The sequence below is a fragment of the Anaerobacillus sp. 63XJN7_5_ISO-PGPR-S23-430 genome, assembly GCF_056173695.1.
Window position 1 is genome coordinate 3,840,798 of the sequence record NZ_CM149686.1, and the last position, 26,275, is coordinate 3,867,072.

Here is a 26,275-nt window from a genome sequence, read left to right on the forward strand (position 1 = left end):
CATTTTCTTTGTTCACTTATTTATACGCCATACATATACAGGAGGAAATTATGTTACAAGAACAAGTTGCCACAACGAATGAAAAGCGATATCAAAAAGAATTACCCGCTCTACCTCTCACGACAATCTGGTTAATTAGCTTCGGATTTTTAGGGGTTCAGATGGCCTTTTCATTACAAAGCGCGAATATGGGACGCATTTTCCAAACCTTAGGAGCAGATCCTCATAATCTCGGTTTATTCTTTATCCTACCGCCACTCGCTGGATTAGTTGTCCAACCTTTAGTTGGATATTTTTCCGATAGGACCTGGATTCCAGGGCTTGGCCGACGAATTCCTTATCTACTCGTTGGAGCTGTAGTTGCTGTCATTGTCATGTGTCTCTTGCCCAATTCGGGTAGTTTCGGATTTACTGCAGTAACAGCCATGACGTTTGGCGCCATTGCCATTCTCTTTATGGATGTCTCATCAAACATGGCGATGCAGCCATTTAAAATGATGGTTGGGGACATGGTGAACAAAGAACAAAAAGGATTTGCGTATTCGATCCAAAGCTTTTTATCAAATAGTGGTGCTGTGTTAGCTAGTATTTTCCCGTTTCTATTAACAATTATCGGCGTTTCAAACAGCGCACCAAAAGGCGTTGTGCCACAATCTGTCGTCCTTTCATTTTATGTTGGTGCAGGAGTTCTCATCATCTGTAGTCTGATAACGGTATGGAAAGTAAAAGAGTATACTCCAGATGAGTTCGCAGTTTATCACGGCATTTCGAAAGAATCGACGAAAGAAAAGGTAAACATTTTCAAATTGCTTGGAAGCGCTCCAAAAGTATTTTGGACCGTTACACTCGTTCAATTATTCTGCTGGATAGGTTTTCAATACTTGTGGACGTATGGCACCGGTGCCATTGCGTTAAATGTTTGGAATACGAGCGACCCTTCTAGCGCAGCTTATCAAGATGCCGGGAACTGGTTTGGGATTTTAACAGCCGTTCAGTCGATTGGCGCCGTACTCTGGTCTCTCGCGTTATCCAGAATTCCAAACAACTCACGCAAATTCTATTACTCCATGAGCTTATTGCTAGGTGGGATCGGATTTGGATCTGTTTTCTTCGTGCACAATCAGTGGGCACTCGTTATTTCCTTTACGTTAATCGGAATCGCTTGGGCCGCAATGATGACATTCCCATTCACGATCTTAACGAACGCGTTGAAAGGGAAGAACATGGGTACATATCTTGGGTTATTTAACGGTAGCATTTGTTTACCGCAAATTATTGCTTCATGCTTAAGCTTTGTTTTATTCCCATTGATCGGATCTTCCATGCCGTTTATGATCTTGCTTTCAGGTGTGTTACTTGTCGTTGGGGCGTTGTCTGTACCGGTTATTAAGGAGACGTATGCGAAGTAGACATGAACGAGACGATTCTGTCCAATGACATTCATAAAACGAAAAAGCCAGATAAGCAAACAATTAGCTTATCTGGCTTTTCAAGTTTTATAGTCTAACTTAAAAAATAGAATAGAAACTCTTTAATCAATCGTTTGTTTAACTTAAGAAATATACTGTTTGAGACGTCTCTCTAAACAAAGCCCCAACTTCCTCTGGTTGATAAAGAAACCATTTCACACAAAGAATATAAATATTTATTAAATAGTTCCACATAAATGGGTGGTGACAGACACCCAACATGCCTACTGAGCTATCCTCATCCCACTGTTGTTATACAAATTGGCATACATTCTTCCAGACTGCATTAGCTCCACGTGTGATCCTTGTTCTACTACTTCACCTTTGTTAATTACAACAATATGATCTGCATTCCGTATTGTAGACAACCTGTGGGCAATCATTATAGTTGTGCGTCCTTCCATAAGTCGCTCTATGGCTTCTTGGACTAAACGTTCTGATTCATTATCCAACGCAGAAGTTGCTTCATCTAGCAACAAAATAGGTGCGTCTCTTAAGATGGCTCTAGCAATTGCAATTCGTTGCTTTTGTCCACCAGATAATCTTGATCCTCTTTCCCCTACTTCTGTTTCATAACCACCTTTTAACTCCACGATGAATTGATGGGCATTTGCTTTCTTAGCAGCTTCAATTATCTCCAACCTGCTAGCACCTATCCTACCAAATGCAATATTTTCTTCAATTGTTCCACTAAAAAGGAATGTGTCTTGAGGTACATAAGAAAAATAACTTCTTTGTTGATTTACTGACATTGCGAAGGCATCTAAATCATCAAAAAATATGTTCCCACTGTGAGGTTGATAAACACGTTGAAGGAGATGGAACAGTGTGCTTTTTCCTGCGCCACTCGGTCCAACCAGAGCAGTAACTTTACCAGCAGGCACTTTCAATGAAAAATTTTGAAATAACACATCATTTTGCTGATAGTGAAAGTCCAAATTTCTAAACTCAATCATTCGTTTCATTCTAATAGGTGGATTCATATGATCCTTAAGATTCATTTCTGGTTTTTCCTGCATTGCTTCCATAATACGTTCAACAGCAGCAATCGAACGCTGAAAGCTCCCCCATTGTTCTGCAAGGGAAGTTAGAGGATAAACCAACCTTTGCATTAAACTTACAAAAGCGAGTAATACCCCAATCGTAATTTGCCCATGCGTTACAAGAAAAGCCCCTAGTCCTAACGTAATAAAGAAAGACATCGTTCCTGCCATATTAGCGGCTGTACTAAACCAACTACGAATAGAGGCCTCTTTCATTTCAGTATGAAGAAGTTCGTCCGATGATTGTTGGAAGCGTCTTAGAAATAACGTTTCAAGACTAAACGTCCGAAGAACCATATTACCAGCGAATGAATCATTTAATGTGATGTGCATATCTTCCACTTGTTTATGAATAAGACGATTCCTGTCTCTCATTTGCTTTCCAAAGACAATTCCTGAAATAATCGTTAATGGAGCGAGTACGATAAATAGAAGAGATAATTGCCAATTCAATAAAACAAGATACACAAAAATAGAAATAACTAGGATAGGAAGACGAACTAAATTTAATAGCACTCCGCCAACGGCACCATGGATCTTATCAATATCATTCGTTAAATGTGATAGTAGTTTACCAGAATGATTCTTTTCAAAAGATGCATATGGAATAGAAAGAAATCTTTCAAACAATTGTGTTCGAAGATCTTTCTTTACATGACTTACAGTGTAGGTTCTTAAATAGGAGTCAAAATAATCTACGATGCCTGTAACAACTAGTGCAATTAATCCAACAGTGAAAAGTGTCTTTAACTCTTTAAAATCCCCATTCACCGCACTGTCAGTAATATGTTGCATTAACCAGGCAAAGAGTAAAATTAGAAAAATGTCTACTATTAAAATAAAAAGGAGACAGCAGTAGCTTCTCCAGTACGGTTTGATATATGAAGATAAAAAAGTTAAGGAACCTTTAATGTCACCTGTCTCAAGTAATCTTTTAACTGGCGCTAGACTCTTCATTGGCTTTTCTGTTCCTTTTCTTTAATATTTTATGAACGTATATGTGTAATAAAATTGATGCCGCGCGGGAATGACATAGTAAAAAACTATAAATTTTTATGAACCATTTTGTGACATCTATTGTTGTTCTACTTTTCTTGATCATTGTTAATTTTCCAATAACCTCCCCCTCAAATACTGGTGCATCAGGATAAAGATTCGTATCTCCTTTGCATATAAATCCTATCTGCCCATTTAGATAAATAGTTCGCAAATAGCGATGTCCCGTTAAGCCACCATCTTTCGTTTCAAACAACAAAATATCACCTTTTTTTAATTTTTTTAGATTAAACTGCTCGAAGGCACAAACATTATTTTGACTAATCATAGGGTACATACTGAAACCTTGTGACGGGACCTCAAGAAATTCATTAGATTTAATTAGTTTCTTAAGTAGTTGGGACTGATTCTTCATTTTTTTACTAATCCGGCGTCCACCATTTCATTCAAAAATTGCTTAATATCTTTCTGTACAATTTCGGTAGAAACTTCATAATCACTCTGAATTTTCTCAGTTAGTGACTGAACTGATTGTTCCTTAGTAAGAAGCTCCCAACATACACCTCCTAGGGCATTTAACTTTGTCACTGTGTAATCGACAGGATGTAGAACAACCCAAGTTCCATCCATCTCTACTGCTTCAAGATCAGATTGGCGAATATAAGTTTCCATTAACTAATCTCCTTCCAAAATAAATCATTTTTTTGAAATTGAAGCCTATAAACTGGTACATTACTAACAAGTTGACTTAATAACTCAAATAATTTTTTAGTCTCAACTGGATCACTTGCCCAGTAGAAGACTTTATCAAATAAGCTCATCATACTCTCGGATTTTTCTAACCGAAACCGGTTAATGTTTTCAGACTGTTCAAGAAGTTGAATTCCTCCAAGTTCGATCGATGGTTCTTGAAAAGATGAAGTTGTATCACTTCGGAATGGTGAGTCATAAACTTTCGTACCGCTACTTGTTATTTTAACTACTGTTGCTTCATCGGAAAGAATAGCACGTGGATAAGACAACTCAACCACAGTAGATTTACCAGCACCAGATTGGCCTGAAAAAAGATAAGCTTGGTTACCTTCTCTCATGCATGAAGAATGAATAAGCAATCCCCACTGTTCATGGACAATAAAAACACTATATAAGTTCATGAGAGCATGCTTCAAAGCAAAATCATTAAGAACCTTTATATTTGCAGTCGTATAGCTTGAGTCGACCTCAATAATATAATCCCCACGATCATAGAAAACAGTTCCATTATCCTTTGTGATATCTACATCAAAACTATTAAAAGGATAACCGTATCCGTATTCTATTACAATATCTAGGTTAGCTTTTTTTGACTGTTTAGTCGGTACCACTTTAAATCCATTAACAATGTGTTGAATGGCCTGCTCTGACTGCGAATTAATTCTTATACTGTGATCACCTATCTCAATCCATAGCTGATTCATAAGTTACTCCTCCTTATTCATTATGCCTTATGATATTTGAGCGAATTTTGCTGCAAAAGTACCAAGTAATATTTTTTTAGTAATACCCACCTTGAATGATTATCTTTATCTTCACCTAGAAAATTCTTCAAATATATTTTAGGAGGATAGATAACATGAAACAGTTTTGTTGAAGTAATTAGATGTTTAGGAGAATCAAAAAGACAATGATTAAAATAAAATTTATATACGTAATATGAAAGATCTTTATGATTTCTCTGAGCTTTTCGTGCATTACTTAAACTCCAAAAAAGGACACGTTTTCGAAAAGGGTAAAATTTTATTTTTTCAAGAAACGGAATCTCCTGGTACAAAATTGACAGACAAGCATTTATTTTTCTCCATGTCTTATCAGACTTGGCGCGATTTTTTAATTTATGGAAATCAATTTCCTCTGCATGATTTGATAGAATTTGAATAAGATCAATAAAATATTTCAACGAATCCATTTTATGTCGTACAGCATGGAGAGAAGTGAAATAAAACGTATCTTGTACCGATAGAACCCTTACATAATTGTAATTAGAATAGGAAATAGAGTTATCCCAAAACGGGTCTATATGCACATCGGAATAATATTCCTTATCTAAATTCCAATGCAATTCTACGGAGACAGATAAAGAACTATTAGGATTATTTTTCACAAAAGAACAATGGTTATTAGATGGATCTTCTGACTCTTCAATAGTAAAACCAGCCTTTTTCACAAGGTTTATTGATTTTTGCAGGTCGGAAGAGCGAATGAGTAAATCGATGTCTGCTGTCCCTCTAGCTAAAAAACTATTAAAATAAGTTTCTGAGAAGACTATTCCTTTTAATGGAATAACTTGTAAAGATGCTGCTTCAAAACAATCGAGGAGATGATTAAGTTCATGTCTTAGCATTAAATTCTGATAAGATGCTTTCTCATAAGAACTTTTTAATTGGTTCATAAGGGATATCGAATAACTACTTTTCTGCTGACAAGACTTAAGATAATGGTACACTTGGGACTTTATAGCGAACACATTAATATCGTTCAGCATTGATATGTAGGTATCTTCTCCCCCTTCATAAAGATCTTTTTGAGTATACATCTTCTCAAGCATAGACATAATCATAATCAGTCTCCTCTCTTACTTAAAAGCCTTTTTTCTTATCATCTTTATCTTTTTTACCAGAGGCCTTTGTTTCGAATTGGATGATTTGATGATCAATAACTTTTGGAGCTTCATAAGTTCTTTTCATTAGTTTCCACCTCCTTTTTATGTATTTGTTAGATCTCACGTTCATTATAACGCACAAAAAATTTAAGTGCAACAATTTTCTAAATATTAAAGCTGGCTATTTTGATGACCTTTACTATCATATTCAATAAAAATAGACATTGCTCCTATTCCATAATATCTAATGACTCCATATACTAGTTCATAAACAAAATATTTACACCTTTAATACAAAGGGGGATAAATTAAGGAGGGATTAAATGGAACTATGTTCAGCGAATACACTTCAAGAACAGATTAATAATGTAAGTGCTTCAGGTGGCGGAATTGTCACGGCTTCTGAATGCATTTATGTTCTGACAGAGCCACTCCTATTGAAACCGGGAGTACATTTAAAAGGGGCTGGAAAAGGGAAAACTATTATCAGAATTAATCCTAAAAGTTCTAGCGGGTCTTCAGCAAGTCATAAGTTACTAATTGCAGACCGCAGCAACAATATTAAACTTAGTGATATTACATTTGATGGTATGAAGGATAGTAGACCAGATCTTATAAACGATCCATACGCTCATTCTGTAGAGATTGCTTGGGTCGATAGCTTTGAAATAAATAATATAGAAATTATTAACTCTGCTAGTGCTTCTATAGTTCTTTATAACTCTAAAAATGGAGTAATTCAAAATAGTATAATTCTTAATAGTGGCTCTAATGGAATTCTTGCTCTACAAGAATGTAAGAATATAACCATAAATGATAATTTAATCGAAAATACGGACCATCAAAATGGAATATTCTTTAGTTATCAGCTTGGGAAATCGTGTTCCAATATTACAATAGAGCGAAATATCGTCAGGAATGCTGCTGATTTTGGGATTGAAATTGGACATACAGTTAATGAAGGCCATCCCCCCCATAAAAACATTATGATTCGGGATAATAAAGTGTATAACTCAAGAAATAGTGGTATTGCATTTAGAACTGTAAGTTTTGGAGTAATTGAGAACAATTTAGTAGAAGGGTACGGTCAAAACGGCGGATACGGTGGAGACGGTCTCTTCATAGAAGGATTTCGGAATAAAGCTGTTGATGTTCGTGTAATGAATAATATTATTAAACAAACGAATCAAACAGGTGATGCAAACGCTATTTATATTACTGGAGTAGATATGGTTCATGTTATCCAAAACCAAATTATAGATAGTAATGGAAGAGGAATTTTTGCACAGGCATCTGTTATGGGAGTAACCACAAAGGACTTCCCTAATGGTAGACGAAGATACAATGAATTATTGATTCAAAAGAACAATATAACAAATAGCAAAAGTGTCGGGATTCAGTTACAAGGCGAAAGTTCACTCAACAACGAAATTATTTTAAATAAAATTATTAGTAGCGGTGAAGAAGGTATCTTAGTAGCTAACTTAGATGAGTTAAATTTTGGACTTAAAATCTTGTTTAATAACATTGAAGCTAGCGCAGATGAAGGTATCGGTCTATACAAACAAAATAACTTCGAAATCAACAATAACATTCTATTAAATAATGGGAAGTCGACTGTAGAAGATACAAGAAAATCAGGTGTCCGACTGACAGTGGTAGGAAATGGATCATTCGTCAATAACACTTTTCAAGATAATCAAACCATTCCAACCCAGATTTATTATGTTGTATTAAGACAGGTAAACGGAACAGTTTCAAATGACGATGTTCTCCTTATTGGTGGAACGAGACAAAAAAACATTTTAAATTCGCCTAACTATTCCGAATCAAATGTAATTTATAAAGAGAATGATGATACTGATGGTCCAAGTGAATTTGAAAACAAATTATTAAAAGCAGTTGAAGGACTTGAAGATCTAAATGAAGCTACTATCGATAAAATACTAAATATTTTCAAAGAAATTATTGAACTTTCAACAAAAGAAACTTAAGAAACAAACGAGTGAAGAGATTTTATCTCTTCACTCGTTTGTTTCTTAATTGAAATTTCCCACTCACTTATGAACTAATTCCATCGAAATCTCATCCAATCTACCAATGAAAAAATCCAGATTTGAAGTTACTTTGTTATTAGATACTGTAGAGCATAGCGTAGAATAGTCAAGTATTTTATCTTTCAATTCTTCAATTTTAAAAATAGATATGATCCTTTTTTCTTTTTCGAGACGTTTAGAAAAATAGACTTGATGGTCATCGACATGTTCCTTAAATTCTTCTTGCCTCGGAACGACTATAGGGATTTTGCCTATAGATAATGGCAACATAATACTTCCTGGTCCTCCATGAGTAATAATTATTCGCGCTTCATTCGATTTTTTAACCATATCATCGTAGCTGATTAATTTTGCAGAATCGCAATACTCAGGAATATAAGAAGAATAACCAATCTGTATAAATACATCATCATAAATAATGCCATCTTTTTTCAAACAATCAATTTCTTTAATCAACCTATTAAAAGGTTGTTCATGTGTACCCACGGTTACAAATATCATAATAACCCTCCTAGGAATTCACCTTTGGGATAAAGTTTTCTTTGCTCTTCCCACTGTAAGATGAATTTATCAGCTATAGGGTAAACAATTTTACCTGTGAGAGTTGAAAGTTCGATACGATCATAAACTTCAATGTAAATTAGTTTGCATCCAAATAGTTTGCCTAGATAAAAAAAAGGAATGGCAGGAGCTGCACCAGTTGAAATAATAATATCTGGACGTTCTTTCATTAGTACTTTCCAGGATAGAATAGTATTTCTCAACAAATTTTTGACGTTACGATTAGTAGGATGATGACACCAATATCGCTTTTCGTTTTTCAACAAAGAGCAACTATCTTCTTTTTCAAATGTAACCCAAAACCTTTCATATTTTCTCCACCATTTTTCTAATTGATACAACTGCATTAAGTGACCACCGCTTGAACCCACAAGACAAATTTTCATCTAAACATCTCCTGTTCGTTTAGATTATTTTTATTAAACCTTTCATGTTTAGGTGGAAATGGGCAATTCGTTTATCAATTCATTACCCGACATATTAATTGAAGAATGAAGAGTTTGATTCCAAGCTTCTAGAGCTAAACTATCTGGTATTTCTACATTATCAAAAGTAAGATACTCCCCTTTTTTTACTGACTTTGTTATTTTCCCTCTAGATAATAGACCTATTGGAATATGGCGTGGAAAATCTTCTATTTTTATACTTGTTCCTCTAACTTCAAAGCTACCGATTCCTTTATTAATAGATTCTCCGAGTAGGAGGTTTCGCTTAGCTATCGCAGCTACACTAAATTTAGGATTTCTGGAATTATTCAATAAAATCCCTTCACCTCTAAATACTCTTCTAATGGTTTTTATAATTTCCAAATGACAGAGGTGATGATTCTGAAGTAGTGTATAGTAGGGGCCATCACCCATTTTTAAATATTTTAAAGCATCATATTGATCACTAGTATGCTCTGCTGTTATAAATACTCCTGCAGGAGCACTAGGGCATAATATGTAATCACTTAATGAATGATTACGACTTGTAGCCTCTACCGCAAGCTTTTCTCCTCCTTGGAAAACACTTTTAACTTCTGGGCCTAATAAACCATTCTCCGCAATTGTAGCTCCTAGGCCGTTGGCTACTAATACTTGTTCTATATTCACTTTTGTACCATCTGTGAATGAAGTCACCATTTCTAAACTAATTCCATTTTTTTTCGACCAGAAAGTCATATCCTGCATCTCTGGTTCTTCATTTAAATACCCCTTTATATTTCCATAAACCACTGGTTTAAAGCCCATTTCCAAAGCGTTTTCACGAAGTGCTGCAAGAGAGCCAGGTTGGTCTCCTTCTGCTTCAGTAATAAAACCTTTCTTTGCAAAATAAGAACCAGTGGTAATTTGCAATTCGGAATTCATTGTCACGATTGGTAAGGAAGCCTTCATTGCTCTGTCTATTACTTCTGTGCCGTATAGTACATCTCCACTACATTCAACAATTAAATCAGCGTTTTCTAGAAAGTCTTCTATTGAATTTGTTAAATCTTCCAGAGGGATGCCCTTGACTGTAGCAGGATCCCTCCTTGTTAAAACCTTCCCGATCATAATATCGTTTCGATTTCTTAATGTTTTGGTAAGTCCAGTACCAATAAAACCAGTCCCCACGACCCCTATTCTTTTCCTCATTACCAGGCACCCTTTCCATCAGTCGTATCCATCATTTAATATCGTTCGTTACAAACCTTTCTTTATAACGAACGATAAAGTTCATCATTATTTGCAGTTTCCTTAACTTCATCGTCCCGTTTTCTCTTAAGTAGATAGTACGATGTAATCAAAGCAAGATGAAACCACACAAATCCCATACGAAAACCATTGTTAAAGTTGAAATTTACTAGCAAAAGGATACAACAGCCCATTAAGCCTAATGAAATGTAATTATTTTTGTTAAATGTATTTTTAAGCATCCAACTAATACGCAATAAGATAGTGATAAAAATAGTTAATCCTACTATTCCAGTATCAAATAGCACCGATAAGAAAATGTTCGCATTTCCCTTTCCTGTGTTTAGATCTCCACCACCAGCATATTTGTTTCTGTTTTCTTCTAACTCTGAAAGTAGTGCCATTCCACCGCTCCCATTACCTACAATCGGGTGCTTAGGAATGTAGTCTAACATTAACTCGATTGATCCCAATCTACTGTCAGCAGCTCCCCTGTCTGTTGTGACAGATGTGGTAGGGTTGAAACGATTATAAACTTTCATAACAATTTCACTATCTACGATAAATAAAACAACGAGCAAGAGTAATAAAAACACTGTGGAAGAAGCAGCAATCTTAATAATTCGAACGTTCCATGTAATTACCAGTAAAATGAGAGTTGTTAAAATGAAGGCAAGAATGCTTGCTCTTGCCATACTAATAAATAAACCCATGAAACTTGCAGCTAAGCCAATTTGTACAAACTTTTCACTGAACAAACTAGAATCTCTTCTAATGAACAGTACAAGAAACCAAATAGATGTATATCCTGCAAACAAACCATACCAATCTGGTTCGTATGCGAAGGACGAAGGTCTTGGTATTCCTATAGCATCATAGTGACTAATTCCAATGTGAATCCCCATAAAAAAACCAATCCATTGCAAGATACCAACTACGACCACAATAAACCCTGATAAAATAGTGAATTTTAAAGTTTTATAAAAAAAACTCAAACCCTTCTCACGAATGCACTGCACTGAGATAAAGAAAAAAACATTTAGAAAAAGTTGCCCTACAACTGTTATCCAAAAATCTTTCATACTTAGCACATGAGAATAGCTTAAGAAATAACTCAAAACCCAAAGATTTATGAGAAAAAAAAGTGGCACCTTCCATAACTTTCTTTGTTCCAAAAAATATTCTATGAAAAGTTTCACACAGATTACCATTAGTAATAATTGATAGATTCTAATGTAAGACCCTTGTATTGAAATAAAAGATATATCTATAAAAATCACTAAAGCTACTGCTAAAAACAGCTTTTCAATGGAAATAGGATAGCACAGCACAATTAGTATGGGGATACTCAGCAGTACCATTTCCATAAGGCTAACTGTAGACAACACTCCCGTTACGAACGCTAGGAATAAAATAATCAGCATAAGAGGTAAATGATTCTCTTTTAGTGATAGTTGAATTTGATTCATATACATCCCTACCTAATTAACTTTCCAAAGTGCATTCCGATCAAGTTCCTCAATATAGTCCTGTAGTGCTTCCTTCCAGTTTCTCATTGCGTTGAAATCATTAAGCCTTAAGTTAAGTGGCTCCATAGCTGAATTCTTCGGTCGAGGAGCAGGTGCATTATAATCTTCTGTTGTAACGGCCGACACATCTATAGATATGTTAGATCTTTCAAAAATTTCTTTAGCTAATTCATACCAGCTACATAGGCCACTATTCGAAACGTGGTAAATACCATATTTCTCTGTGCTAATTAAGTTAATAATTTGTCTTGCAAGATCAATTGTGTAGGTTGGGTTCCCAATTTGGTCATCTACTACTGATAGACGCTCTCTTTTTTTAGCAAGCTCCTGCATTGTTGTTACAAAATTCTTTCCGCTCCCACCAAATAACCAAGAAGTTCTCACTATAAAAAATTTTGAACTTAAATCTCTTACATATTGCTCTCCAGCCAACTTAGATTTACCATATATTCCAGCTGGATTGGGAGAATCATACTCAGAGTATGGTCCCGACTTCTTTCCGTCAAATACATAATTTGTACTTAAATAAACTAGTTTCGCATCTACCTTATTTGAAGCCACAGCAATATTACGAGTACCAATACCATTTACTAGAAACGCTTGATCCGTATATCGCTCAGACTGATCAACGTTTGTAAAAGCAGCACAATGAATAATGATGTCAGGTTGAATCTTTTGAATAATTCTATCTACCTGGTCATGGTTAGTAATATCTAAATCTTCTTTCCCTAGAGGATAGATAGTATAATTTAGTCCTTTAAAACACCTAACTAATTCTTGGCCAAGTTGTCCATTCGCACCTGTAATCGCTACCTTACTCATTTCAGCACCGCCCATCCTATATGTGAACAACTTTTTTCTTAATCGTATCGGAATATACTTTTTCAAACTGACCTACAACCGACATCCAGGAATACTTTCTTGCCGTATCAATAGCCGCCATTTTCAAAAGTTGTTTATCTTGATTTGTAGAACAGATTATGTCAGTCACTTTATCAATAACGGAGGAAATATCATTAAAATCCATTAAATAGCCATTCTGAGCCTCTTCAATCATTTTACTAAAGGATGGTATATTATTCAGAATTGGAATCGCTCCAGCCGACATCGCTTCCAAAGTAGACATTCCAAATCCTTCATATTCTGAAGCTGAAATGAAATACTCTGATGCTCCTACTTCTTTTAATAGTTCTTCTTTAGACAACGCTTCTTTAATTGTAACGTGCCTCTCTAGTTGGTAGTCTTTAATCAGTTTATGAAATGTATTTTTTAAGTGATCATAATCTTTTCCAACGATACTTAGTGAAATATCCGGCTGGCTCTCTTTCAAAAGAGCAAACAACCTAAGTAACTTATCAATTCTTTTATTATTTGAAAATCTTCCTATAAAAACAAATTTATTTTTCTTCTTTTCACTATCAGCCACGCTATGAAAAGTTTCAAAATCAATTCCATTTTCAATTAATTGTACTTTTCGCTTTCCAATGGGATAGAACAAATCGTAATCATTATTGCTACAAGCTACAATTCGATTTGCCTGCTGTAAACTAAAACGAGTTACTGTTTGGAAATAAATTTTTTTGAATTGCGCAAGGGTCTTTGTATGAAAAAAACCCCCATGTGTCGAGAGGACGATCGGTTTTTTATGAAATGCTTTAAGTATAGCGAAGTAATCAATAAAAAAGTCTACTGCATGTATATGAATGAGATCATATTCAGACAGATAGGTGATGGAAGAAAGAGCGACGGGATACTTTCTTGAACCAACGTAAGGAATTCTCATTATCTTTATGCCGTTCTCACAAGAGAAAGCAGGCAGTCTGTCGCCTGTAGAAAATTCTTTATCTAGCGTTAGTATATCTGATTCAATCCCCAGTTTTTTAAGATGAATTGTAAGACTATCGACGAAGTTCTCCATTCCACCAATCGATGGTTTGAATTGCCTAACCACATGTAAAACTTTCACTATAACACCGCCTTCTTCGTTCTTTATATAGAACGATTGTAACACTAAATAACTTTTCGTTCAATATAACACTACATAAATTCTTTGTTGAGAACAATTTAATTTGATTTTTTAGTTTCCATAAGAACATTTGAGGAACTCTCAATGATTATATGATCTGTTAGTAACTGGTCCTTACTCTTATTATTAATCTCATTACCTTTAAGAAGCCCATCTGTAGTACTAACAACTCTTATTGAATAATCAATTTCATCAAATTTATTTACTGCATTATTAGTCAATGTATTATCTAATATTTGAAAATCCTTCTGTTGATATACTTCTATTCCGATTTTACTGTTATTTGTAACTTCATTGTTTTCAATTAGCAAACCAGTGCTAATGTGTAAATTTGCTATCAGTATTCCAATTCCATTATTCTCACTAACTATATTATGTTTGATTACATTATCTGTAGAAGCTGTTCCCTGTAAGTGAATGCCATCGATCTTATTCTTCGAAAAAGTATTATCAATTATATTTACTCTCTGATATTCTCGTAATCCGTTAGGAAAATCCTTCGTTGTTTCTCCTATTTTAGATGCTTGTACAAACAAACCTCGCCCTCTGCTTTTTTGAACATTATTTCCTTGTATCGTAATTCCATCTATACCTGTAACATAGATGCCGTTTGCATCTCCACTGTCATATTTCTGAACGACCACATTTTTTAATACCTTGATATTAAAAGCTTTATTAAATCCACCTTCAATGAATAAACCGTCTGCCCCGTATCCACCATTTTCTCCGTACCCCTCAACATAATTGTTTTCAATTATACCGTTACTTACTGTACGAAAAGCTATGCCAGCATTTTGTGAGTCTATTACCTTATTCTTTCTTATCTCAATACCCTGATGTGGTTCATCCCCAGATTTAACATTGTGACCCACCTCTATACCAAAGTCCCCTGCGTTCTTAACAGTATTTCCTTCTATTAGTATATTCTCGCTGGCTTTTCCGTCCTGATAACTAAAGTAAATTCCATTTTGGAAATCTATATTTTCAACTATATTATCAATTACTTTTATATTTCTAGTCGCTTGTAAACCGAGTATACCGTTTGAGCCACTATTTTTAATCGTATTGTTTTTAACAACACCATTTTCAGAATTATAAAGAACTATGGAAGCTCCCGCTGAATTGATGATAGTATTATTTGTGATTTCAAAATTATGGGTAAAGGGTAAGCTGATCGTATGGGCATTTGGGTCATCAATAAATTTTTTTCGATGTTGTTTATTACCATCAAATGTTATTTGGCTTATTTTAATATTGCTAGAGCCTGATTCAGCTTCTAATATTTTCATATCATTTAAAGAATGATTATCATTTATTTTATACTTAAGAGTAGTCTTGCCAGTATCATCACCCTTAAGGTGCACCCCAGTTTTTAGAATAATAGTTTTCTCAACAAGAATTGTACCTGGGGGCAGTTCGACCACTCCTCCCCCTTCTTCATACTTCTGATCCACTAGCATTTGAATTTCAATATCTTCCTTCATCATACCATCAGATAAGGTAAATCTGATAAAGATGAGTAGTAATAGTATGAACACTAGGAACACCCTACTCATTAGGGTTTCGGAAAGCTGTAAATTACGTTTCATTATTCAACACTTTGCTGACGATGCCACTTAATAAAATCAAAAAGCATCTTATAATCACTTATGTGATGACTATCTATTCCTTCTTCCTTTGCTAAATCCACAATTTGTGACCATCTGTGATCAAATCCTGTAGCTGGTGGATTATCATCTAGTAGATCATATAACTCAACATCAAGTACTTGACTAACTCGAAGCAAAATATCTATTGTTGGGTTAGTCTTTAAATTTCTTTCAATATTGCTTAGATAAGATTTGGATACTAACGATCGTTCAGCTAGTTCTGTCATAGAGATGCCTTTTTTTCTTCTGATTTCTCGAACGTTCTCACCTATCATTTGGGAGGTTTCCCCCTCTACTTTTATTAACCACAACTCAGTCAACTAGATTTCTTCACAAGATTCAGCTGTACACTTCATATTTCTGTTCATTTGTTTTTAACAAGTCATGGATTTCACTACGGTTTAATAATTCTTCAGGTTGCACTGCGCCCGTTAAATGTTTTTTTAACCATTCTTCATCACGAGAGAATAAAGAAAGACTCAATAGTTTATTAATAATATCTGCTTCAAAGCGATACTGAATTATCTTAGCTGGAACCCCGGCTACGATTGCATAAGGTGGAACATCCTTGGTAACAAGGGAACTCGCAGCACAAATAGCACCTTCTCCAATTGTTACACCATCTAACACAGTTACATTTGCCCCAAGCCAAACATTATCTTCTATCGTCACTTGTTGAAAATCTTCATAGTAATCCTTATCCACCCAAGTTTCATTATTTAGTTGACCAAATGTTGAATAAAAGATAGGGGAAGTACTCACAAAATGGGCAGGGTGTGAACCAAGCCCCATCTGACAGCCTGGACCAATAGAACAGAATGAACCTATGCGGCTGTTCATGATGTTACAATTCCTTGATGCGTATGTGTAGTTTCCTATCGTTGTATGCGATACCCTTGAATAATCGTTGATGCCACAATTTATTCCCATTTTACTAGTAGAGGGATCGATTTCGACTCCATGCCCAATATAGACAGACGAATGACGGGATCGAAATAAAAATTGTTTCACCCAGTTTTTAGCGAAATATGGAATGAATTTCTTAATATATTTCATACCTTTTCCCCATTTCATTCGATTATTATAGCTTTAAACTATCCCGTCCTCTGAACTCGTCTTCCAATATCTCTTCTAAAGAAGTCTTGAAATGCTTGGATAATAGCCTTTCTTATTCCTATGAATTCTCTACCTTTTATATAGTAAACTGTATATTTCACGATATTTTTCATTAAGAAATAGAGTAAGAAGCAAAAATACACATGTCTCTTTGCATACCTGGACATAAACAATAAGTTGTTACGTGTACCATAGTAATTTGATAATGGAGAACGATATCCGGTCGTTGCCTGTACTTTATGGTAAACTAGCGAACCAGGAACATAGCGAAGGCGATATCCTGCTTTTTTAAGTTCGAGACTATACGCTACATCCTCGAAATAAAGAAAATAATCTTCAGGTAAATAACCTACAGCTTGAATAATATGAATAGGAACTAACAAGACACACCCAGTTAGAAAATCCTCATCTCTTGCCTGAATCATTTTTCTCTTCTCTGTTCTATGAAAAGGAGTACCAATGATCCACCTAATTCCACCGCCGCTATACCAAGTATCATCTGGACGATCATAATAATTAATATGAGAACAGCATGCCCCTACTTCAGAATCCTTTTCACATTCATTAACTAGAGGTTGAAGGAAATCCGATTCTACAATCGTGTCGTTATTTAGTAGCAAGACATAGTCAAGTTCCTTAAACTTTTCCTGAGAGAACCGAATCCCAGCATTATTTCCTCCAGCAAAACCAATATTTTCGTTAAGCTGGAGTAGCTTGAATCGTTGGTTGGCCATATAATTAGTGAGCTCTTTTACCTCTGTAGAACAATTATCAACAACTACTACTTCATAGTTTGAATAGGTCATTTTTTTCAATGACTCTAGACAACTAATTGTATCTTTTGCATTGTTATAGTTGACGATGATAATGCTTACTGCAGGCGTTTCATTCATATGATCCCCTCACAATTTTCCTTCTAGCAATCGGTATCAATTGGTTTATCGCCTTCATTACCTCATCTCCATTTGATAATGATTTTGATAATACGTAGCGTAATCTCCTGACTTGATACGTTTCCACCACTCTTTGTTTGAGAGATACCAATCAATCGTTTCTTCTAATCCTACATCAAATGTATAGGTCGGTTTCCACCCTAGTTCTGTTGAGATTTTATGCGCATCAATCGCATAGCGACGATCATGACCTGGTCGATCTTCGATATACTCAATAAGGTCCGAAGATGCCTCTAAAGTGCATACAATCTTTTGGATTAATTCAAGGTTTTCTCGTTCATTATTACCTCCGATATTGTAAATTTCTCCAGCTACGCCTTGATGCATGACAAGATCAATAGCAGAGCAATGATCTTTTACATGCAACCAGTCTCTTATATTCTTGCCATCACCATAAACCGGAAGTTTTTTCTCTTCTAGTACATTAGTGATCATCAACGGAATTAGTTTTTCTGGAAATTGGTATGGACCGTAATTATTTGAGCATCTAGTAATATTCACATCCATCTCATACGTCTTATAATAAGAGTAGACAAGTAGATCAGACGCTGCTTTCGAAGCAGAATAAGGACTATTGGGGGCTAAGGGCGTTTCTTCTGTGAAAAAACCTGACTTTCCAAGAGAACCATACACTTCATCAGTGGATACTTGTATAAATTTCGGAACTTGATATTCTTTAGCAAGATCTAGAAGAGTTTGTGTTCCAACAACGTTTGCCTTTACAAAGCAATCAGGTTGACTAATGCTTCTATCAACGTGAGACTCAGCTGCAAAATTTATTACTCTATCAAATGTATGATTGGTGAAAACAGGTTTCATCGAATCGCAATCACTTATATCACCATGGATAAATGCATACCGGCTGCTATCTTCAACGGATTTTAAGTTTTCTAGATTACCAGCATAGGTTAAGAAATCTACGTTCACGATTTCATAAGTTGGATATTTATTATGAATATAATGTATGAAATTGCTTCCAATAAACCCCGCTCCACCAGTTATGAGTATTTTCACTTTAATGCCCCCCCCTGAAATATAGGTGCCTTAATCTCTTTTAATCGAGGTAAATCTGAATCCTTTGACGAAAGTATTGGAGTTAGAGATGGCCAATCAATAGACAGGTCTGGATCATTCCATAGTACTCCCTTGTCATGTTGTGGAGAATAAGCGTTATCTACTTTATAGAGCACCTGTGTATTTGGTACAAGTGTGCAGAATCCATGTGCGAAACCTTTTGGAATTAGAAACTGTCGATGATTTTCTTCACTCAATATTACACTCGTCCACTCTCCATAAGTTCTTGACCCTTCTCTCAGATCCATAGCAACGTCATAAATCACTCCAGATAACACTCTCACTAGTTTTGTTTGAGCATAAGGAGAATCTTGATAATGAAGCCCTCTCAACACTCCAATTTCTTTAGAAAGTGAATGATTATCCTGAATAAATGTATGATTAATTCCATGCTCCTTAAAGCGCTCTAAATTATAACTCTCCATAAAGTAGCCTCGATGATCTCCTATAACTTTTGGCTCAATTATTTTCACGCCATCTAATTTAGTATCAATTACTTTCATGCTCCCACCCCCAAGAAAATATCTTTATTTCATTAACATAGCTTCTTTTTCAAACAACCTACTAAAATCCACCTCTGCAGTTAGCTGATTAGCCAGTGCATATGATTTATGAGTACCTGCATCCGTCCATTCACCCGTCAAAATATCAAACGTTAAATTACCTTTATGAATATAAGCATTGTTAACATCTGTAATTTCTAGTTCTCCTCTTTCAGAAGGAGTAAGACCTTCGATAATATCAAAAACATAAGAGTCATACATGTAGATTCCAGTAACAGCATAATTTGATTTAGGCGTTACTGGCTTCTCTTCAATAGAAAGAATGTGGTTATTTAGAAGTTCTGGTACTCCAAAACGCTTAGGATCAGCCACTTCTTTAATGAGAATCTTCGCCCCTCCACCCTGATGATCATAGTTTTTTGCGAAGCCAGAAATATCTTCAGAAAAAATATTATCACCAAGAATTACAACCATTTTTTCATTTGCAACAAACGATTTTGCAAGTCCAAGAGCTTCTGCAATTCCACCAGCATTGTCCTGAACTTTATAAGTGAAGTTGACATCGAACTCATGACCACTCCCTAGAAGGTTTACAACATCTCCCATATGGTCCCTTCCGGTAACAATAAGAATGTCATCAATATTTGCTTCTTTCAGCTTATAGATTGAATGATAGATCATTGGATACTTACCCACGGGTAATAAGTGCTTATTGGTTACCTTTGTCAAAGGATAGAGTCTTGAACCAGTTCCCCCAGCAAGAATAATTCCTTTCATCTCATCACCTCATTAATAGATTTTAAACCTTTCATTTTCACGCTTTTTCTCCTCTTTCCACAAGTAACTTGAGCCTCTTGGATTTTGAGTAAAAACGTGATAAATCAATTTCTTTACGCATTGCCGATAGTAATAAAGAAATAATCATGATCAGCATAGCGCCAACTATAAATGCGACATATCGGTGCATCGGTAATGCCATCGTTAAAAAAAAGATACATAGTCCAATCAAACCTGAGTTTACAAACGTAATAAAAATTTGTTTATATGGAAGCAAGTCTCTTTGTTTAATGTTGAAGATTCTTGAAACATCCCTTTGTTGAAGGTAAACCCCCATATAAGCTGCCAATACGGTTGCTGCTGCCACCCCCAGGTAACCAAAAAAGTAAAGAAACGCAAAGCTTAAGACGATATTCAGAACAACAGTGATTACCGTGTTCTGCAACAGAAGTTTTTGATTTCCTGAAATCTGAAGTAACGTATAGAAGACTGTAAATCTTAATGGAAACTTAAGTAGATATACAACGAAAATAAGTGAAGCCCCAAGGTAAATGTCTGAATAGATCATTTCAATAAACTGCTTATTATAATAGAGTAGAATCCAGAACAGAGGAAAGATTATCACTGCAAGAGAACGACTAGTCGAAGACCAAAGCTTCAATGCACCTTCCCGATTATGATCAACGTTATATATTCCGCTTAACCTTGGAAGCATTGCAGTAATAACAGAGACTGTAATAATCGCCATGAATGGAACTTCTTTTGCAGCAATTGAGAAGACGGCAAATGTTTCAACTGCAAAGAATAAACTAACTATCACTTTGTCTGTTGATTGCATGATTACATCAAGTGCCGTAACTGAACCAACAGATAATGTATAGTGAAACTGCCGTTTAATAATGGCTAAATCAAAGGAGAAAATGATTTTTTCTAATAATAGATAGATGGCATGTAGAAGAATTACACGAACGATTTCCATAACCCCGATCGTAACAACGATCCAATAAAGGTTGTGACTGATATAAGCTACATAAACGACTGTTAATAAATAGACCAAATAGTATAAAAGTGTAAAGATACTAAAAACCTTTACCCTTTTGCTGGAAACATAGAGGTTCTCCAGATAACTACCTAAAATCGTTGCAAAACACCATAACCCTAACCAAAACGAATACTTTCTAAGGTAACTATCACTAAAAAAGAAACCATTATGAAAAATAATAATAAATGAAAGTAATGTCAGTAACCCTAGTCCTAATAAAGTAATAAATGTATTAGATAGCACGCGAGATTTTTCTAATGCATCATTAGTTTTGTTGTAAAAATAAGTGAAAGTGGTTTGCATTTCAAATGGAACCAATGCACCAACCATGATTGAAATAAGTAGGATCTGTTGATAAACCCCCATTTCATTAATGGTTAGAATTCTTGCAAGAATCATCATAATAAATAAAGCAACTAGCGATTTCGCCATTCGATAGCTTGATAGAAGAATGGAATCTTTAAGCATACTTGCACTCCCTAATAAGCGTGATCAGACCGAAAGAATACCAAAAAGGTTTTGCAAATAATTTTCAGATCTACCATGAGTGATCTGCTTTGAATATACTGTAGATCCAGAGTAACCATTTCTTCAAAACCAAGGCTGCTTCTTCCATTTAATTGCCACAAACCGGTACAACCTGGTGTTACGATCAGTCTCACAAGGTCTCTTTCTGAATAAGCGGCTACTTCTCTTTCAAGTGGGGGTCTAGGTCCAACAAGACTCATTTCACCTTTTAGTACATTCCAGAGTTGAGGTAGTTCATCAATACTCGTCTTACGAATAAATCTTCCAATTCTTGTGATGCGCGGATCCTGTTTCATTTTAAACAGAGCACCACTGGCTTCATTTTGATCAAGAAGTTCATCTAATAATTCCTCAGCATTAGAAACCATTGAACGGAACTTATACATATGAAATTTAGTTCCGTCCTTTCCGATCCGGATTTGTTTGAATAAAACATTTCCTCTAGGATCCTCCAGTTTAATCAAGACAGCAATAATGATAAATAACAGTGATAAAACCATTAATCCTATTGTTGCAAGGACGATATCCAACAACCGTTTGTAGGTTAAATAATTTCTTCCACCTGCAGGCTGTATTGTAGATAGATCGAACTCCTTACGATGATCCTGTATTTTGCTGTCCTGCAAAAAAAGCCCTCCTTTACTTAACGGATTTTTCCCTTGCCAGAATACTCTCCATGGCTGACATAATGTTATACCGCAAGTCACGGTCTTTGAGAGCTAATTCAATTGTTGTAATAATAAAGCCCTCTTTTTCACCCACATCAAATCGCTCCCCTTCAAATTCGTATGAATGAACCTTCTGACTTTGTGTTAAACCTTGAATCGCATCGGTTAGCTGAATCTCACCTCCTGCGCCACTTTCTTGTTTCTCAAGAAAGGTAAACACTTCAGGAGTTAAAATATATCTGCCCATAATAGCCAAATTTGACGGCGGATTGTTTTGTGGCTTCTCAACTAAACTCTTTACTTCACAACCCCTTCCGTTCTTAATAGTGAACGGTTCAATAATACCGTACCTGCGAGTTTCTTCATCAGTTACTGTTTTTACACCTATAACAGACGTACCTGTTTCATAGTACTCATCAATTAACTGTTTCAAACAAGGTCTCTCTGATTGAACAATATCATCGCCTAGTAAGACGGCAAATGGTTCATTTCCAATAAATTTCCTTGCGCACCATACTGCATGACCAAGGCCTTTAGGCTCTTTTTGACGGATGTAGTGTAAATCCACTTTGGAGGAGTGTTGAACTTTCTCCAACAATTCGAACTTTCCCTTCTGAAATAAATTCTGCTCAAGTTCAAAAGCATGATCAAAATGATCCTCAATTGCTCGTTTTCCTTTACCTGTTACGATAATGATATCCTCAATACCTGAAGCAATTGCTTCTTCTACAATGTATTGAATTGTTGGTTTATCAACAATAGGAAGCATTTCTTTTGGCATGGCTTTCGTTGCTGGTAGAAAACGAGTCCCTAATCCAGCAGCTGGAATGATGGCTTTCGTTACTTTCTTCATTTTAGTCCCTCCTTCAATTAAACATTATTTATTGGCGCATATAATTCTTCGATCTCACTCCAGCTTTCCATTAAGCAAATCGAACCTTCTCCAGAAGACACCTTACCTCTTCGCACCTCAATCATTTCCAAATCAGTTAAAGCTTTCAGAGCATAAGGAGTGTTAGCTGAAATTTGAAGGACAGCTCCACTTTGAACATAGTGAACTTTCTCATTCTTAACAAATTGCCCTTGACCATTTGTTAGTGTCAAAACAATATCTATATTGGGATTAAACTGATATTTAAGATGAGCCCCGGATTTAATTACTGTTTTTCTTGTAACAACCTCCGCATCATTTGCAGTATACGAACGATCTAATTCTTTCCAGAAACCCCAAAGACGTTCTTCAAATCTTGAGTTTTCCTTAAAGTCATCTAACTGTTTTTTAATGCCTGGACTAGCATCTTTATTTGAAACGAGTATTCCATCTGGACTTGCTGCGATCACTGCATCTGGTATTCCTAATACAACTATAGGAATCTCTAGTTCATTCACGATATGGGTATTTAAAGAAACATCACATATTTTTCCTAATCCAATTTGTTTCGTTAACATCTCTTCAGTTAACGTATTCCATGTACCAAGATCTTTCCAGTAGCCATGATAAGGTATAGCAATGATGTTACTCGTTCTTTCTACTACTTCATAATCAAAGCTATTTTTAGGAAGGATATCGTATTGTTTAACTAACTCATCATACTGAATTGGAAATCCTGCTTTCTGTAAGTAGGAAATCACGAAGTTTAATTTAAATGCAAAAACGCCACAATTCCATAATCCGTTATTTTCAATAATAGTTTCCGCTAGTTTTTCTTTCGGCTTCTCAATAAACTTTTTCACCTTTATAAATCCACTAATTGGTTCATCTGAAGGTATCATGTAGCCATACTTTTCTGATGGATGCGTCGGTTTGGCTCCTATCAAAGCTAGATCAGCAGGTGTTGTTGTTATAACATTCTCCAACTGCTTAATAGTCGTGAAAAACTCATCCTCTACGTATGGATCTACCGGTAGGACTGTTACGACTTCATCTAGTTTTACTCCTTGCACTGAATACAAATAAGTGGCGGCAAGTGCTATTGCAGGAAACGTATCTCTTCTTTCAGGCTCAACCACTAGAGGGATCTTGCTCGTCAATTGCTTTTGAAGCATTTCAACCTGCGTTTTACTAGTAGCTATAACTGTCGAGGAAGATAATTTCGCTCTTTCTAATTGCGACCAAACCCTTTGTGCCATGGATTGCTTCTCTCCGTGTTCATCAGATAGTACCTTCAAAAATTGTTTAGATCTTGAATCATTTGAAAGTGGCCAAAGTCTTCTACCAGATCCACCAGAAAGTAAAATTACTTTCATAACTTCCTCTCCTTTCGTAGTTCTTATTAAAGAACGATAGCGGAATACTTGATCGCACAGTTAATTTGTATAGTAGTAGCTATTCTTGTTTTTCTTTTCTTTATTTTGATTCAATGAAACACCAAGAAATTTTGCTTCTGCATTTTCCATAAGAACTTTCGACTTTCTGGCATCATGTTTACTTGTATTACCGCTTTTCAAAACTAATAGAGACCCTTCACATAAATTTAAAAGAATTTGTGCATCTGATACCACTAGTAAAGGGGGCGTATCAAAGATAACTAAATCATATCGTTGCTTGGCATCTTCTATTAAATATTCCATCTCTTCAAATCCTAATAATTCAGAAGGATTAGGCGGTATAGGTCCACTTGTTAAGAGATCTAACCTCTGAATATCTGTTTTACGAACGCATTTTTCCAATTTGCTTTGTCCTGAGAGGATATTAGATAAACCAATGCGATTTTGTAAATGGTATATCATATGAAGGCTCGGTTTTCTCATATCTGCATCTACCAATAATATCTTCTTTCCCTGCTGTGCCATTACAATGGCAAGATTAGATGCTGTCGTCGTTTTACCATCTCCTGATTGAGAAGAAGTAACAACGATGGACTTAACTTTCTTTCTTCCCGTTGAAAACTGAATGTTTGTTCTTAACGTACGAAACCCTTCAGAAATAGGCAAATGTTTGTTATGAAAAGAAACTCTTCCAAGTGCACGACTTATCAACGTCGTATGATCAATTCTGTGACTCAATGGTCTTACCTCCTACTTTATTTTTAGATACTTTATTCTGCGTTTGCATAAGCTTTTTGGGGCTAGTATAACTGATGATACCAAGTGTAGGAACGCCGAGGATCTCTTCAATTTCTTTGTCAGTTTTAATGGAGCTATCCATATATTCTAGAAAGAAGGAAAGTACAACTGATAGAGCTAAGCCAAGTACTAATGCAATCCCTATATTCATAACAGGGTTAGGACTAATAGGATTCAAGCTAGTACTTTCTTTTGCGCTGGATAAGACGCTAACATTATTTACATTCATAATTTCATTGATCTCATTCTGAAAAACTTTTACGATATTGTCCGCAATTGCGATTGCTTTATTTCGATTATCATCTACTACGAAAATTTCTACTACTTGCGACTCTTCCGCATTAGCAACTTCAATTTGACTATTCAATTCTTGTGCCGTTAGATCCAATTTCATTGATTCTATCACTTGATTTAAAATTAGTGGACTTTTAATAATTACGTTATACGTATTAATCAGGTCTAGGTCTGTTTGTACCTGATTACCATCAAGGACTGTATCCTCATTTGATTGGTGCACAAGAATTTGAGTGGAGGCTTCATAAACTGGGGTTAAATAATAGAAAGAAATAGCAGCACTTGTAAGAGCAGATAAAACTACCAAAGCAATAATCATAATTAACCTTTTCTTTAAAACACCTAATACTTCTTTTAGATTAATTGTTTCTTCCATAACACCCTCCAATTTCACTTATTTATGTAATTTTTTACCTCTAACGTTCTTTAAAAAGCTATTAATCATATTATAACGTTTTTTATAAAGAACACAAGTGGATAAGTTCCTTTATTTAAAACTTATCGTAAGGTAATCTGACTCCACATTTAACTGTGTTAGCTTATATTGTTTATATTTCAATTGTCGGCTCAATCGAGTGAAAGGTGGTTTTGTGAGGAACCAAAATCAACAACACTCATTAACATAGCCTAA

The 26,275-nt window shown here is 35.4% G+C and carries 26 protein-coding genes; 2 read left to right on the forward strand and 24 right to left on the reverse strand.

The annotated features are described in order from the left end of the window. Positions 1-50 precede the first annotated feature (50 nt). Positions 51-1,409 carry an SLC45 family MFS transporter gene (locus AC0VYJ_RS19820; protein WP_475366011.1) on the forward strand — a complete coding sequence of 453 codons (1,359 nt, stop codon included), beginning with the start codon at positions 51-53 and terminating at the stop codon, positions 1,407-1,409. Positions 1,410-1,693: 284 nt separating this feature from the next. Here AC0VYJ_RS19820 and AC0VYJ_RS19825 read toward each other — a convergent pair whose 3' ends face one another. The 5 genes from AC0VYJ_RS19825 to AC0VYJ_RS19845 form a co-directional block, all read right to left on the reverse strand. Further along, positions 1,694-3,469, reverse strand: coding sequence for an ABC transporter ATP-binding protein (locus tag AC0VYJ_RS19825; protein WP_475366012.1), 1,776 nt, complete (start codon positions 3,467-3,469; stop codon positions 1,694-1,696). Then, complete coding sequence (locus tag AC0VYJ_RS19830) at positions 3,447-3,836, reverse strand: S24/S26 family peptidase (RefSeq protein ID WP_475366013.1); 390 nt, start codon at positions 3,834-3,836, stop codon at positions 3,447-3,449. Before AC0VYJ_RS19830 ends, AC0VYJ_RS19825 begins: the two co-directional genes overlap by 23 nt. A gap of 83 nt (positions 3,837-3,919) precedes the next feature. Beyond that, positions 3,920-4,180 (reverse strand): PqqD family protein, encoded by a 261-nt coding sequence (locus AC0VYJ_RS19835; protein WP_475366014.1) that lies wholly within the window; start codon positions 4,178-4,180, stop codon positions 3,920-3,922. Continuing rightward, complete coding sequence (locus tag AC0VYJ_RS19840) at positions 4,180-4,965, reverse strand: hypothetical protein (protein ID WP_475366015.1); 786 nt, start codon at positions 4,963-4,965, stop codon at positions 4,180-4,182. The genes AC0VYJ_RS19835 and AC0VYJ_RS19840 overlap by 1 nt, the downstream gene beginning before the upstream one ends. A 20-nt stretch (positions 4,966-4,985) precedes the next feature. Then, positions 4,986-6,104 carry a nucleotidyltransferase family protein gene (locus AC0VYJ_RS19845; RefSeq protein ID WP_475366016.1) on the reverse strand — a complete coding sequence of 373 codons (1,119 nt, stop codon included), beginning with the start codon at positions 6,102-6,104 and terminating at the stop codon, positions 4,986-4,988. 365 nt (positions 6,105-6,469) lie between these two features. On the opposite strand from AC0VYJ_RS19845, the gene AC0VYJ_RS19850 reads away from it, so the two are divergent. After that, positions 6,470-8,140, forward strand: a complete 1,671-nt coding sequence (locus AC0VYJ_RS19850; RefSeq protein WP_475366017.1) for a right-handed parallel beta-helix repeat-containing protein — start codon at positions 6,470-6,472, stop codon at positions 8,138-8,140. Positions 8,141-8,203: 63 nt separating this feature from the next. Here AC0VYJ_RS19850 and AC0VYJ_RS19855 read toward each other — a convergent pair whose 3' ends face one another. From AC0VYJ_RS19855 to AC0VYJ_RS19945, 19 genes are all read right to left on the reverse strand, one after another. After that, positions 8,204-8,704, reverse strand: a complete 501-nt coding sequence (locus tag AC0VYJ_RS19855; RefSeq protein WP_475366018.1) for a glycosyltransferase — start codon at positions 8,702-8,704, stop codon at positions 8,204-8,206. Then, entirely contained in the window at positions 8,701-9,150 is a 450-nt protein-coding gene (gene pssD / locus AC0VYJ_RS19860) for a PssD/Cps14F family polysaccharide biosynthesis glycosyltransferase (protein WP_475366019.1), read from the reverse strand. The genes AC0VYJ_RS19855 and pssD overlap by 4 nt, the downstream gene beginning before the upstream one ends. A 48-nt stretch (positions 9,151-9,198) precedes the next feature. Next, positions 9,199-10,380 (reverse strand): NAD(P)-dependent oxidoreductase, encoded by a 1,182-nt coding sequence (locus tag AC0VYJ_RS19865; RefSeq protein ID WP_475366020.1) that lies wholly within the window; start codon positions 10,378-10,380, stop codon positions 9,199-9,201. A 62-nt stretch (positions 10,381-10,442) separates the two neighbouring features. Continuing rightward, positions 10,443-11,888 (reverse strand): O-antigen ligase family protein, encoded by a 1,446-nt coding sequence (locus AC0VYJ_RS19870; protein ID WP_475366021.1) that lies wholly within the window; start codon positions 11,886-11,888, stop codon positions 10,443-10,445. A gap of 12 nt (positions 11,889-11,900) precedes the next feature. Then, positions 11,901-12,770, reverse strand: coding sequence for a dTDP-4-dehydrorhamnose reductase (rfbD, locus tag AC0VYJ_RS19875; protein ID WP_475366022.1), 870 nt, complete (start codon positions 12,768-12,770; stop codon positions 11,901-11,903). 16 nt (positions 12,771-12,786) lie between these two features. After that, positions 12,787-13,914, reverse strand: coding sequence for a glycosyltransferase family 4 protein (locus AC0VYJ_RS19880; protein WP_475366023.1), 1,128 nt, complete (start codon positions 13,912-13,914; stop codon positions 12,787-12,789). Between the two features lie 98 nt (positions 13,915-14,012). Then, on the reverse strand, positions 14,013-15,512 hold the full coding sequence (locus AC0VYJ_RS19885; RefSeq protein ID WP_475366024.1) for a right-handed parallel beta-helix repeat-containing protein: 1,500 nt from the start codon (positions 15,510-15,512) through the stop codon (positions 14,013-14,015). A 50-nt stretch (positions 15,513-15,562) separates the two neighbouring features. Next, positions 15,563-15,898: a helix-turn-helix domain-containing protein gene (locus AC0VYJ_RS19890; protein WP_475366025.1), complete on the reverse strand. Its 336-nt coding sequence runs from the start codon at positions 15,896-15,898 to the stop codon at positions 15,563-15,565. 64 nt (positions 15,899-15,962) lie between these two features. Then, positions 15,963-16,679, reverse strand: a complete 717-nt coding sequence (locus AC0VYJ_RS19895; RefSeq protein WP_475366026.1) for a CatB-related O-acetyltransferase — start codon at positions 16,677-16,679, stop codon at positions 15,963-15,965. Between the two features lie 38 nt (positions 16,680-16,717). Further along, positions 16,718-17,632, reverse strand: a complete 915-nt coding sequence (locus AC0VYJ_RS19900; RefSeq protein WP_475366027.1) for a glycosyltransferase family 2 protein — start codon at positions 17,630-17,632, stop codon at positions 16,718-16,720. A gap of 57 nt (positions 17,633-17,689) precedes the next feature. Then, a complete protein-coding gene (gene rfbB / locus AC0VYJ_RS19905; RefSeq protein WP_475366028.1) occupies positions 17,690-18,706 on the reverse strand; it encodes a dTDP-glucose 4,6-dehydratase in 1,017 nt (338 codons plus the stop codon). Continuing rightward, positions 18,703-19,269 (reverse strand): dTDP-4-dehydrorhamnose 3,5-epimerase, encoded by a 567-nt coding sequence (gene rfbC / locus AC0VYJ_RS19910; protein ID WP_475366029.1) that lies wholly within the window; start codon positions 19,267-19,269, stop codon positions 18,703-18,705. The genes rfbB and rfbC overlap by 4 nt, the downstream gene beginning before the upstream one ends. Before the next feature lie 24 nt (positions 19,270-19,293). Next, positions 19,294-20,046 (reverse strand): sugar phosphate nucleotidyltransferase, encoded by a 753-nt coding sequence (locus AC0VYJ_RS19915; RefSeq protein WP_475366030.1) that lies wholly within the window; start codon positions 20,044-20,046, stop codon positions 19,294-19,296. A gap of 37 nt (positions 20,047-20,083) precedes the next feature. After that, positions 20,084-21,556 (reverse strand): oligosaccharide flippase family protein, encoded by a 1,473-nt coding sequence (locus AC0VYJ_RS19920; protein ID WP_475366031.1) that lies wholly within the window; start codon positions 21,554-21,556, stop codon positions 20,084-20,086. Positions 21,557-21,567: 11 nt separating this feature from the next. Further along, entirely contained in the window at positions 21,568-22,227 is a 660-nt protein-coding gene (locus tag AC0VYJ_RS19925) for a sugar transferase (protein WP_475367529.1), read from the reverse strand. 28 nt (positions 22,228-22,255) lie between these two features. Beyond that, positions 22,256-23,137 (reverse strand): UTP--glucose-1-phosphate uridylyltransferase GalU, encoded by an 882-nt coding sequence (galU, locus tag AC0VYJ_RS19930; protein ID WP_475366032.1) that lies wholly within the window; start codon positions 23,135-23,137, stop codon positions 22,256-22,258. A gap of 17 nt (positions 23,138-23,154) precedes the next feature. Then, complete coding sequence (locus AC0VYJ_RS19935; RefSeq protein WP_475366033.1) at positions 23,155-24,531, reverse strand: sugar phosphate nucleotidyltransferase; 1,377 nt, start codon at positions 24,529-24,531, stop codon at positions 23,155-23,157. A 60-nt stretch (positions 24,532-24,591) separates the two neighbouring features. Next, on the reverse strand, positions 24,592-25,290 hold the full coding sequence (locus AC0VYJ_RS19940) for a CpsD/CapB family tyrosine-protein kinase (RefSeq protein WP_475366034.1): 699 nt from the start codon (positions 25,288-25,290) through the stop codon (positions 24,592-24,594). Beyond that, complete coding sequence (locus AC0VYJ_RS19945; protein ID WP_475366035.1) at positions 25,274-26,020, reverse strand: YveK family protein; 747 nt, start codon at positions 26,018-26,020, stop codon at positions 25,274-25,276. The genes AC0VYJ_RS19940 and AC0VYJ_RS19945 overlap by 17 nt, the downstream gene beginning before the upstream one ends. Positions 26,021-26,275: the final 255 nt, after the last annotated feature.

What these genes read in the sequence shown, in the direction of transcription:
- AC0VYJ_RS19820 (WP_475366011.1), top strand. Translation starts at nt 51, where the DNA reads ATGTTACAAGAACAAGTTGCCACAACGAATGAAAAGCGATATCAAAAA.
- AC0VYJ_RS19825 (WP_475366012.1), bottom strand. Translation starts at nt 3,469, where the DNA reads ATGAAGAGTCTAGCGCCAGTTAAAAGATTACTTGAGACAGGTGACATT.
- AC0VYJ_RS19830 (WP_475366013.1), bottom strand. Translation starts at nt 3,836, where the DNA reads ATGATTAGTCAAAATAATGTTTGTGCCTTCGAGCAGTTTAATCTAAAA.
- AC0VYJ_RS19835 (WP_475366014.1), bottom strand. Translation starts at nt 4,180, where the DNA reads ATGGAAACTTATATTCGCCAATCTGATCTTGAAGCAGTAGAGATGGAT.
- AC0VYJ_RS19840 (WP_475366015.1), bottom strand. Translation starts at nt 4,965, where the DNA reads ATGAATCAGCTATGGATTGAGATAGGTGATCACAGTATAAGAATTAAT.
- AC0VYJ_RS19845 (WP_475366016.1), bottom strand. Translation starts at nt 6,104, where the DNA reads ATGATTATGTCTATGCTTGAGAAGATGTATACTCAAAAAGATCTTTAT.
- AC0VYJ_RS19850 (WP_475366017.1), top strand. Translation starts at nt 6,470, where the DNA reads ATGGAACTATGTTCAGCGAATACACTTCAAGAACAGATTAATAATGTA.
- AC0VYJ_RS19855 (WP_475366018.1), bottom strand. Translation starts at nt 8,704, where the DNA reads ATGATATTTGTAACCGTGGGTACACATGAACAACCTTTTAATAGGTTG.
- pssD (WP_475366019.1), bottom strand. Translation starts at nt 9,150, where the DNA reads ATGAAAATTTGTCTTGTGGGTTCAAGCGGTGGTCACTTAATGCAGTTG.
- AC0VYJ_RS19865 (WP_475366020.1), bottom strand. Translation starts at nt 10,380, where the DNA reads ATGAGGAAAAGAATAGGGGTCGTGGGGACTGGTTTTATTGGTACTGGA.
- AC0VYJ_RS19870 (WP_475366021.1), bottom strand. Translation starts at nt 11,888, where the DNA reads ATGAATCAAATTCAACTATCACTAAAAGAGAATCATTTACCTCTTATG.
- rfbD (WP_475366022.1), bottom strand. Translation starts at nt 12,770, where the DNA reads ATGAGTAAGGTAGCGATTACAGGTGCGAATGGACAACTTGGCCAAGAA.
- AC0VYJ_RS19890 (WP_475366025.1), bottom strand. Translation starts at nt 15,898, where the DNA reads ATGATAGGTGAGAACGTTCGAGAAATCAGAAGAAAAAAAGGCATCTCT.
- AC0VYJ_RS19895 (WP_475366026.1), bottom strand. Translation starts at nt 16,679, where the DNA reads ATGAAATATATTAAGAAATTCATTCCATATTTCGCTAAAAACTGGGTG.
- AC0VYJ_RS19900 (WP_475366027.1), bottom strand. Translation starts at nt 17,632, where the DNA reads ATGAATGAAACGCCTGCAGTAAGCATTATCATCGTCAACTATAACAAT.
- rfbC (WP_475366029.1), bottom strand. Translation starts at nt 19,269, where the DNA reads ATGAAAGTAATTGATACTAAATTAGATGGCGTGAAAATAATTGAGCCA.
- AC0VYJ_RS19915 (WP_475366030.1), bottom strand. Translation starts at nt 20,046, where the DNA reads ATGAAAGGAATTATTCTTGCTGGGGGAACTGGTTCAAGACTCTATCCT.
- AC0VYJ_RS19920 (WP_475366031.1), bottom strand. Translation starts at nt 21,556, where the DNA reads ATGCTTAAAGATTCCATTCTTCTATCAAGCTATCGAATGGCGAAATCG.
- galU (WP_475366032.1), bottom strand. Translation starts at nt 23,137, where the DNA reads ATGAAGAAAGTAACGAAAGCCATCATTCCAGCTGCTGGATTAGGGACT.
- AC0VYJ_RS19935 (WP_475366033.1), bottom strand. Translation starts at nt 24,531, where the DNA reads ATGAAAGTAATTTTACTTTCTGGTGGATCTGGTAGAAGACTTTGGCCA.
- AC0VYJ_RS19945 (WP_475366035.1), bottom strand. Translation starts at nt 26,020, where the DNA reads ATGGAAGAAACAATTAATCTAAAAGAAGTATTAGGTGTTTTAAAGAAA.